9 protein-coding genes are annotated in these 10,063 nt (G+C 65.5%); 1 reads left to right on the forward strand and 8 read right to left on the reverse strand.

The features are described 5' to 3' along the window. Positions 1 to 93 precede the first annotated feature (93 nt). From AWC27_RS09765 to AWC27_RS09800, 8 genes are read right to left on the reverse strand one after another with little or no spacing between them, the layout of a single operon-like run. Positions 94 to 1,764 carry a virulence factor Mce family protein gene (locus AWC27_RS09765; RefSeq protein WP_085670299.1) on the reverse strand — a complete coding sequence of 557 codons (1,671 nt, stop codon included), beginning with the start codon at positions 1,762 to 1,764 and terminating at the stop codon, positions 94 to 96. A 13-nt stretch (positions 1,765 to 1,777) separates the two neighbouring features. After that, on the reverse strand, positions 1,778 to 2,932 hold the full coding sequence (locus AWC27_RS09770; RefSeq protein ID WP_085670300.1) for an MCE family protein: 1,155 nt from the start codon (positions 2,930 to 2,932) through the stop codon (positions 1,778 to 1,780). Continuing rightward, complete coding sequence (locus AWC27_RS09775) at positions 2,929 to 4,353, reverse strand: virulence factor Mce family protein (RefSeq protein WP_085670301.1); 1,425 nt, start codon at positions 4,351 to 4,353, stop codon at positions 2,929 to 2,931. Before AWC27_RS09775 ends, AWC27_RS09770 begins: the two co-directional genes overlap by 4 nt. After that, positions 4,350 to 5,537, reverse strand: a complete 1,188-nt coding sequence (locus AWC27_RS09780; protein ID WP_085670302.1) for a virulence factor Mce family protein — start codon at positions 5,535 to 5,537, stop codon at positions 4,350 to 4,352. Before AWC27_RS09780 ends, AWC27_RS09775 begins: the two co-directional genes overlap by 4 nt. Beyond that, positions 5,455 to 6,507 (reverse strand): MCE family protein, encoded by a 1,053-nt coding sequence (locus AWC27_RS09785; protein ID WP_085670303.1) that lies wholly within the window; start codon positions 6,505 to 6,507, stop codon positions 5,455 to 5,457. The genes AWC27_RS09780 and AWC27_RS09785 overlap by 83 nt, the downstream gene beginning before the upstream one ends. Further along, positions 6,507 to 7,709 carry an MCE family protein gene (locus AWC27_RS09790; RefSeq protein ID WP_085670304.1) on the reverse strand — a complete coding sequence of 401 codons (1,203 nt, stop codon included), beginning with the start codon at positions 7,707 to 7,709 and terminating at the stop codon, positions 6,507 to 6,509. Before AWC27_RS09790 ends, AWC27_RS09785 begins: the two co-directional genes overlap by 1 nt. A 35-nt stretch (positions 7,710 to 7,744) precedes the next feature. Beyond that, the gene (locus AWC27_RS09795; RefSeq protein WP_085670305.1) at positions 7,745 to 8,587 is read right to left on the reverse strand and encodes an MlaE family ABC transporter permease; all 843 of its coding nucleotides are present in this window, start codon (positions 8,585 to 8,587) and stop codon (positions 7,745 to 7,747) included. Positions 8,588 to 8,632: 45 nt separating this feature from the next. After that, positions 8,633 to 9,397 (reverse strand): MlaE family ABC transporter permease, encoded by a 765-nt coding sequence (locus AWC27_RS09800; RefSeq protein WP_085670306.1) that lies wholly within the window; start codon positions 9,395 to 9,397, stop codon positions 8,633 to 8,635. A gap of 225 nt (positions 9,398 to 9,622) precedes the next feature. Between AWC27_RS09800 and AWC27_RS09805 the strand changes: the two genes are divergently transcribed. Further along, positions 9,623 to 10,063 (forward strand): PE family protein (locus AWC27_RS09805; RefSeq protein ID WP_085670307.1); only part of this gene is annotated, 441 nt, incomplete at its 3' end.

Genomic DNA, 10,063 nt, shown 5'->3' on the forward strand with positions numbered 1-10,063 from the left:
AGTCTTCAAGGATCCGGCGGGCGGGACGCCCGTCGGCGCACGCGTTGCGTTGTCGATTGCTCTTCTGCCACTACTGAATCCACTGGATAGGCTCTACATCGGCTTGGGCGCGAGCATCAGATCCACCCAATTCTCGGCAGAAGATGCAGTCGCGAAGATACCAGTGCCGCCCGCCGGATCCTTGAAGACTCCGGTGACCGGGTCATAGGTCGTGTACGACGTGCCGCTGGCCTGCGGTTCCGGTCCGGGCGCCGGGCCGGTGCCCAACGGCGGGCCCGGCGGCTCCACATACCTGGGGAACGGGATCTGCGGCGGCACCGGCGGATAGTCCGGCGGCTGCCACGACGTGAACGGCGGCGGCGGCCCATTGTTGTTGGGCGGCGGCGGGTCATAAGCCGGCTGATTCGGCGCCGGGCCCGGACCGGGCACCACACCCGGCGGCGGGGGCCCGACGATCGGGATCCCCGGATCCGGATCCGCACCCGGAGGGATGAACGGGAAATGGTTGGGCGGCAAGATGTTCAGCCCATTGGTCACCGGCGTGTCGTACGGGATCGGCGGACCGCGCCACGGGTTGGTGCCGGTTGGGATGTAGCCCTTGGGGTCGCGGCACAGTGCGACCGTCGGCGCGCGCTTGCCCGGGAACTCCTGGCACGGGTAATTACGCGCACCCCGCACCGCGCTGGGATCGTTCTGCGCGGTCTTGCAGTACATGTCCGTCGGGATTTCGCGGACCCCTTCATCGGCCGGCGTCCGCATCAACGGCGGCGGCAGGAAGCCGGTGCTGCACGGCGGCGGATCGTTCAGGTCGAGCTTGAAGTCGAGCTTGGCGCCCTCGTCCTGGGGTTGGCCACCGGCCGACGTGGTGATGGCCGCGAACAGCGCCGGGAAGACGACCAGCAGCTGTTCGATCGTCTTGTGGTAGATCACGCCTACCCGGCCCAGGTTGGCCAGGCTGGCCGCCAGCGCCGGGAACGAGGGACGGATACCGGTGAACGCGGTGTTGGCTTCGTCGATCGCATCGGGGGCAGTGGCCAGGGTGTCGCGCAGCTGCGGGTCGGCCTGACGCAGCTCGGAGGTGAACCGTGCCAGCCCGTCGGCCAGCGACTTGATGTCGCCGCCGGCGCGAACCTGGGCCTGCAGGAACGGACCGGCCTGGTCGATCAGCTGCGAGACCTGCGGGTAGTTGGTGTTGGCCTCGTCCACGAGCAGTCGCGCCGATTCGACCAGCCGGGCCAGTTCCGGGCCGGTGCCGTTGGTCGCGGTGAACGCCTCATGCAGCACCTCGCGCAGCCGGGTGTCGCCGAGGCTGTTGACCAGCACCTCGGCCTGATGCAGCAATTGGGCGACGTCCTGGCCGATGCGAGTGTTGTCGCGCTCGATCTTGGATCCGTTGCGCAACTTGTTCGGCGATGGATGATCCGGCGGCACCAGGTCGATGTACTGCTCGCCGATGGCCGACACGCTCTTCACGCTGGCGACGACGTTCGACGGGATCGCGGTGCCGCTGTTCAATCGCATGTCGGCGGTAACGCCACTGGGGTTCAGCTGCACCGATTCCACCCGCCCGACCGCGACCCCGCGATAAGTGACGTTCGCGTTCTTGTACAGCCCGCCGCCCGCCACGAAGTCGGCACTTACGCCATAGGTTCCGATACCGAAGGTGGCGGGCAGGCGCAGATAGAAGATCGCCATCACGGTCAGCGTGATCACGGTGATCACCGCGAAGATGGACAACTGGATCTTGGTAAGTCTGTCAATCACAGAATCGGCCCCTCTACTGTGAAGCCGTGCCGGGCGGGATCTTGAACGGGTCGGCCGCTTGCCCCGAAAGGTTGGCCTGCTCCCCCAGCAAGAAGTTGGGCGGGTTGAGGATCTCGTCCATGTGCGCCATGTTCGGATCGAAATACGCTGTGGTGAAGAACGTTTCACCGAGCCGGCGCAAGGTCAGGTCGAAGGTGGTGAACACGTTCAGATAGTCGCCTCGAACCGCCTGCTTGATGCCGAAGTTGGGGAACGGGAAGGTCAGCAGAATCTGCAGCGAGGTGATGAAATTCTTGCGGCTGTCGTTGAGCGCCTTGACAACTGAGTAGGCGTCCTTGAGGTCGGCAGCGAAATCCACCTTGGTGTTGGCCAGCACGTGCGAGGTCACCAGGCTCAGTTTCTTGAGCGCGGCGAAGGCGTCGACGATGTGGCCGCGGTTCTTGTTCAGCACGCGAAGCGCCTCGGGCAGGGTGTCCAGTGCCCGGCCCAGATTGTCCTTGTCGCGGGCCAGCATCGCCGAGAAGCGGTTCAGCCCCTCGACCGCGGCGATGATGTCGTTGACCTGCCGGTTGAGTCCTGCGGTCAACTCCGCGAGCCTGGGAACCAGGTCGACGAACTGGCCTTTGCGGCCAACTACCGCTTTATAGGTCTCATCGGTGATCTCTTCCAGCGCACCGACATTGCCCTTGTTGACCACCACCCCGAGAGCAGAGAACACTTCCTCGGTGGTGGGATAGCGGCCGGTGTTCGCCTCGGCGATTTTCGATCCGTCGACCAGCCTGCCCTTGGCCGGTGTGCCCGGCGGCGGCGGCGCCAGATCGATGTGCAGCGAACCCAGCAGTGACGTCTGGGCCACCTTGGCGACCGCATTGGCCGGCAGCACGACATTCTTGTCCAGCGCCAATTTCACTGCGGCGTAGAAAGACCCGTCCGACCGTTGCTCGGCCGAGATCCCGGCGACACTGCCCACGGTGACGTCGTCGACCATGACCGGGGAGTTCTGCGGCAGCGTCGCCACGTCGGGCAGTTCGACGGTGATCGAGTAGGCGCCGCCGCCGTGGCCGGCGGTGCCGGGCATGGATAGTGAGTTCAGCCCGCCGAATGAGCAACCCGCAAGCAGCACGGCGCTGACCGCTAACGCCCCGCCGCGCAACAGGATTCGGTTCATCCGCCGGCCCCCTGCTCGGCGGGCAGCGGGCCGGGAGCGGGCGCACTGGCCGCGGGACCCGGCGCCGGCGTACCTGCCGCGGGACCCGGGGCGGGACCTGGCAGTGGGCCGTACCCCGGCGCGGGTCCGGGTGCCTGCGGGACGAACAACGCCTGCAGATCCGTCTGATTCGAGGTTGCCGGCTGGGTCGGCTTGGCCGGTATCCAGGTCAACTCCGGAACCGGTGTCTCCGACTTGGCCTGGGTGGCCGGGGTGTCGTAGATGACCTGCCCCTTGTAGGCGGTGATGGTGTTGATCGGGTGGAACAGGATCGGCGGGTAGTTCACGGTAAGCCGGCGCAACACCGGGCCCAACCGTTCGCGGCAGATCTCGGCGCGCCGGTAGTAGTCGGGCGCCTTGGGCCCGCCGGCGGTCTCGTAGGAACCACCGCAGATGAATTGCACCGGGTTCATGAACTCCGGCAGGGAGATCAGACCGTTCAGGGTGCCCTGAGCCGGGTCGTAGATGTTGTAGAAGTTGGTGATGCCCGGGCCCGCGACGTGCAGCACCTGCTCGATGTTCTCGCTCTGGTCGCTCAGCGTCTGGGCGAAAGTGTTGAGCTGGTCGACCGTTTCGATCAGCGTCGAGTTGTTCTCGTGCAGAAAGCCCCGGATATCGGAGAGCGCCTGGTTGAGGGTGCCCAGGGTGTGGTCCAGGTTGCGTGAGCTGTCGGCGAGCACCTGCGACACCGAGGCCACGTGTCCGGCGAACTGCACGATCTGCTCGTTGCTCTGGGACAGCGCGTCGACCAGTACCTGCAGGTTCTTCACGGTGCCGAAGATGTCGCTGCGCGAATCCCCAAGACGCCCAGCGACTTGGGACAGTTCCTGCAGCGCGTTGTGGAACGAGTCGCCGTTGCCGTCCAGGGTGTCGGCGGCCTGGTTGATCGCCGCACCCAGCGGGCCTTGCAACTCTCCGGCGGCCGGGCTGAGCTGAACCGACAGCTTCGTCAGCGCCTCTTTGACCTCGTCCCACTCGACCGGAACGGCGGTGCGGGTCAGGTCGATGCTCGCGCCGTCGGGCAGCGTGCCGCCGCCGGTGTAGGCCGGTGTGAGCTGAATGAACCGCGCCGCCACCAGGTTTGGCGACATGATGACGGCCTGCGCGTTCGACGGGATCTTGACGTCTTTGGACACCGACATGGTGATCTTGACGTCGGACGGGCGCGGCTCGATGCTGTCGATCTCGCCCACCGGAACGCCGAGGATGCGAACCTGGTCGCCGGGGTACAGGCCCACCGCAGAGGTGAAATACGCGGTGATCTTACGGCCGCTGGTGCCCGCGGAGAACAGCGCGTAAGCGCCGCCGATGAGCCCCACCACCAAGGCGATGATGGTGACGGTGCGCAGCCCCTTGCTGCCGAAACGGCGCGGCGTCGTCATGGCGACTTCGGCCTTATGATCCAGCGCTCCTGAATCATCCCGCGCAGGTAGTCGGCGAGGCTGGCCGGCAGCTTGCCGGGCTGGTAGAAGAAGTCGAACATCGCCGCCATCAACGGGGCCGGGATCGCGCCGAACACGTTGACGTTGAAGCCGGGTCCGGAACTGACCACCTCGCCGAGGGTCGTCGCGTACGGGGGCAGCCGCTTGAGCGCCTCGGTTATGTAGTCCTTGCGCTCATTGAGGTTGCCCAGCACCAGGTTGAGCTTGCTCAGCGCCGGGCCGAACTCCTTGCGGTTGTCGGCGACGAAGCCGGAGATCTGCGCCGAGACGCCGTCGATCCCGGAAATAAGCGCATCGAGTGCGGCACGGCGTTCGTCGAGCGCGGCGAACAACTGGTTGCCGTCGTCGATCAGCTTATTGACCTGCGCGGAGCGTTCCGACAGCACGCCGGTGACCTGCTTGGCGTGCGCCAGCAGGCCTTGGAGGGCCTCGTCGCGGCTGTTCAGGGTGCGCGACAGCGTGGTCACACCGTCCAGCGCGCCGCGCAGGCCCGGGGTGGCGTCGTGCAGGGTCTCGGTGAGCACCTTCAAGGCCTGCTCGAACTGCGGCTTGTTCAAGTTGCTGGCGTTTTGACCAAGGTCTTCCAGAGCGCCGGCCAGGGTGTACGGCGTCGTGGTCCGGCTCAGCGGAATCGTGGTGGCACGGCCGCTGCCGGCCGGGCTCACCGAGATCGAGCGCTCGCCCAGGATGGTGTCGGTGCGGATCGCGGCCAGCGACTGGTCGCCGATGACGACCTTGCGGTCCACATTGAAGGCGATCTTGGCGCTGTTTCCAGCCAGGCTCACCTCGGTGACCTTGCCGACCTTGAACCCCGACACCAGCACCGAGTTACCGGGCGTGATGCCGCCGGCGTCGGCGAAGTAGGCCTCGTAGGTCTTGCCCTGCGGCCAGAACGGCAGCCCGCTGTAGCCGAACGCGATGAGGACGACGCAGATGACTACCGCCAAACCGATGATGCCGGTGCGCAACGGGTCGCGCTCCCGCTTGCTACGTGGTGATCGCGAGCTCGGCGCAGCCGGGCGCTGCGGGTCACCACTGGGGTCATTTGGCAAAAGCGCACCTCCCCTTGCTGGGATCCACCGAGCCGCCCAGTGGCAGCAGGATGTCGCTACCGGCCGGCCCATTGATCTTGATGGTCACCGAGCAGAAGTAGATGTTGAAGAACGATCCGTAGGCGCCCAGCGCGGCCAGCCGCAGGTAGTCCTCGCCGAGTTGCTCGACGTCGTTGTTGATTTCGGCCTTGCGGTTGTCCAGCTCGGTGGCCAGCGGCCGGGCGTTTTCCAGCACGCCCTGCAACGGCCGGCGCGAATTCTTCAGCAGCTCGGTCAGATCCGTCGTCGTCGACGACAGCGGTCCGATGGCGCCGGCGATCGAGTCCTTGTTGTTGGCCAGCCCGGTGATCAGCTGCTGCAACTGGTCGACGCTGGCGCTGAATTGGGCGCTGCGCTGGTCGATGGTGCCGAGCACGGTGTTGAGGTTGGTGATCACGTCGCCGATCAGCTGGTCGCGCTTGCCCAGCGCCGACGAGAAAGCGCTGGTGTCGGCCAGCACGTTGGCCAGCGCGCCGCCCTGGCCCTGCAGCAATTCGATGACGGCACTGCTGATCGTGTTGATCTTGTCCGCGTCCAGGCCCTTGAGCACCGGCTTCAGCCCACCCAGCAGTGCGTCGAGATCCAGCGCGGGCTGGGTGTGGGAGGAGTTGATCGTCGCGCCCGGCGCCAGCTTGCGCAGCTCGCCAGGACCAGAGGTGATCTCCAGGAAGCGGTCCCCGACCAGGTTTTCGTAGCGGATCACCGCACGCGTCGACGAATACAGCTGGTAGCGCTTGTCGATGCCGAACTCCACGTCAATGGTGTTGTCGGGGTTCAGTTTGACGCCCTTGACCGCGCCGACGGGCACGCCGGCGATGCGCACCTTCTGGCCGGCCTTGAGCCGCGACGCGTCGGTGAAGGTGGCGTGGTAAGTGCTTTCGGGTCCGAACCGGAAGTCGCCGAACACCACCACCAGGGCCACCGCCACCAGCAGCATGACGGCCGCGAAGATGCTGACCTTGATCACCATCGACCGGTGCGACGGCATCCCCCCGCCCGCCATCAGCGGTCGTCCCGTTCGGCGAAGGCGCCGTGGAACAGGAACTGCAGCGTCGACGGCGCGTCGATCTGCACCTCGGTGAACGGCTCGTATGGGATGAGGGCGTTGTCGGTGACCAGGAACGGCGCGCGGTAGAACGACCCGCCGGTCTGTTTGGTCGGGATGTCCGGCAGGCCCCGGCAGTTCGGGCCGCCGGAGGCGTTGACGATCGGCAGGCTCTCCGGGTACGTGTACGCCGGCGCGCCGAGCACAAAGCTCGACGAGGTGAACAGTCCGGCCTTGCGGACACCGATCAGCGGCGCGAACTCCTTGACACCGCGATCGATGCCGGCGAACAGGCAGCCGAGTTCCGGTGAGTAGTCGGCGGCCACTTTGAGTGGGGCGCGCAGCCGGTTGATCGCGTCGATGAAGTTCTGTTCGGCGGGCTCGAGCGTCTCGTAAGCGTTGTTGGCCAGGCCGATGGTGGCCAACAGCGTGTTGTTGAGGTTGTTCTGCTGGTCCACGACGGTCCGGTTGATCGTCGGCAGATTGTCGAAGACGGTGTTGAGATCCGGCGCCGCGTCAGCGTAGTAGCCGGTGACGATGCCGGCCTTACGGAAGTCCTCCTGCAGCGTGGGTAGCTTCGGGTTGGCTTGGCGGGTCAGCGTATTCAGGCCGGTCAGCAGGGAGCCCAGATCGTCGCCGTGGCCGCGCAGGCCTTCGGACAGCGCGCTCAGGGTGCCGTTTAGTTCGACGGGGTCGATTTTGTGCAGCAGGTCGATGAGCGACTGGAACAACGTGTTGACTTCCAGCTGCACGGCTGAGGCCTCGACCCTCGCATTCGGGCGCAGTGAACCCGCGGGCGCTCCGGTGGGCGGGAGGAACTCCACCGACTTGGCGCCGAAGATGGTGTTGCCGGCGATGTGCACCGTCGCGTTGGCGGGGATGTAGTGCAGTTCGCTGCTGTTGATGGCCAGGGTGAGTCGGGCCTGGTCGCCGCTGTAGCTGATGTCCTCGACCTGGCCCACCTGGATGCCGCGGTACTTGACCTTGGCGCCCTTCTCCATGACCAGGCCTGCCCGCGGCGATGACACCGTGACGGTGTCCGTCGCCGTGAACGCCGCTGTGTACGACAGATACGTCAGGAGCGCGAACGCCACGATGAGGCTGGCCAGCACTGCTGCTGCCACCCGCACCGCGGTGCGTCGAGATCCGGTGTCTGCCATATCCGTTTAGCGGGTCCTTTATCCAGAGATGTTCGTTATCCAGAGAGGTTGAAGTTACCTTGCGAGCCGTATACCGCCAGCGAGATGAACAGCGTAATGACCACCACGACGATCAGCGACGTCCGCACCGCCTGCCCGACTGCGATGCCCACGCCGACGGACCCGCCGCTGGCGTTGTAGCCGTAATAGGTGTGCACCAGCATCACCGCGATCGCCATCACGATCGCCTGCAGGAACGACCACAACAGGTCCGAGGGAATAAGGAAGGTATTGAAGTAGTGGTCGTAGAGGCCTGCGGACTGGCCGTTGATGAATACGGTGGTGAAGCGGGCGGCGAAGAATGCGGCGAGCACCGACAGCGAATACAGCGGGATGATCGCGATGAGACCGGCGATAAGCCGAGTGGATACCAGATACGAAACCGAGTGCACCGCCATGCATTCGACGGCGTCGATCTCCTCTGATACCCGCATGGCGCCCAGTTGGGCGGTGGCACCGGCCCCGATGGTGGCCGCCAGCGCGATGCCCGCAATCACCGGCGCGACGACGCGGACGTTGAGGAATGCCGACAGGAAGCCGGTCAGCGCCTCGATGCCGATGTTGCCCAGCGACGAATAACCCTGCACCGCGATGACGCCGCCGGATGCCAGCGTCAGAAATGCCGCCACGCCGACGGTGCCGCCGATCATCACCAGGGCGCCGGCGCCCAGCGTCATCTCGGCAACGTTGCGGATCGTTTCCTTGCGGTAGCGGGTGAGCGCGTTGGGGACATACCGGATGGTCTCGCCGAAGAACAGCGCCTGCTCGCCGAAGTTGTCGACCGGTCCGGCGAACCTCGACAAGAAGCGCCTGAAGCGAATGGTGGCGTCGTAGCTCATCGCATAGTCACCATCGCTTCGTCGCCATCGATTGTTACCCCGCCCCTACTTGGCCGAGATTCGGACGCCGATGGCGGTCATCACCACGTTGATGACGAACAGACAGATGAACGCGTAGACGACCGTTTCGTTGACGGCGTTGCCCACGCCCTTCGGCCCGCCCTTCACGGTCAGCCCGCGGTAGCAGCCGACCAGCCCCGCCATCACCCCGAACAGCAGCGCCTTGACTTCGGCGAGGATCAGTTCGCGCAGCCCGGTGAGCACGGTCAGCCCGTTGATGAACGCGCCCGGGTTGACGCCCTGCAGGAACACCGAAAAAACATAGCCACCGGACAAGCCGATGGCGCAGACGAGGCCGTTGAGCAACAACGCGACCAAGGTGGACGCCAGAACTCTCGGGACGACAAGCCGTTGGATCGGGTCGATGCCCAGTACCCGCATCGCGTCGATTTCCTCGCGGATGGTGCGCGCACCCAGGTCGGCGCAGATCGCCGTGGCTCCGGCCCCGGCCACCACCAGCACCGTCACCACCGGGCCGAGCTGGGTGATGGTGCCGAATGCCGTTCCGGCCCCGGACAAGTCGGCGGCGCCGATCTCCCGCAGCAGGATGTTGAGGGTGAACGCCACCAGCACCGTGAACGGGATGGACACCAGCAGCGTCGGGACCAGTGATACCCGAGCGACCATCCAGGTCTGATCTAAAAACTCCCGAAACTGAAACGGCCGCCGAAAGGCGGCACGAACGGTATCCATCGACATTTCGAAAAACCCGCCGACGGCCCGGGCCGGAACGGCAAGTTGTTGCATCAACCTGGTTCCCCCCGTCTGCTGCATCCGGCAAAGGTGTACATCTGGTTAACGCCCACTGCTGATGGCGAGCCGGCTCATAGTAACTAGAACATGTTCCGGGTGTCGATGAGCTTCACCAGAATTGACAACACTGGTATGCACGGCCGCGGATCGCGACTCGCTCGGGTCACTTCAGTGCAACGATGATTCTCGTCAGTGGTGACACCGTCGCAAGGTGGTGGCTGAATGTCGTTCTTGATAGTCGGGCCAGACGTATTGACGATGACGGCCAGAGATCTGACCTTCATCGGGTCGGGGATCAGCGCGGCCAACGCGACGGCGGCGGCTTCGACGACGAGCTTGGCGGCTGCGGCCGCCGACGAGGTGTCGGCCGGTATAGCGGCGTTGTTCGGTGTCCACGGCCAGGGATTTCAGACGCTCAGCGCACAAGCGGCGGCGTTTCACGACCAATTCGTGCGGGCCCTGACAGCGGGCGCCAGCGAGTATGTCAATGCCGAGGCGGCTGGCGCGTCGCCGCTGCAACTCCTCGAGCAGGGGGTGCTGGGCGTGATCAATGCGCCCACACAGGCAGTGCTGGGACGGCCGCTGATCGGCGACGGCGCCAACGGCCTCGGCATTGACATACTCGCTGGCGCCCGCTGTCAGGGCCCGCACGAATTGGGCCTG

The sequence above is a fragment of the Mycobacterium szulgai genome, assembly GCF_002116635.1.
Taxonomy (GTDB): Bacteria; Actinomycetota; Actinomycetes; order Mycobacteriales; family Mycobacteriaceae; genus Mycobacterium; species Mycobacterium szulgai.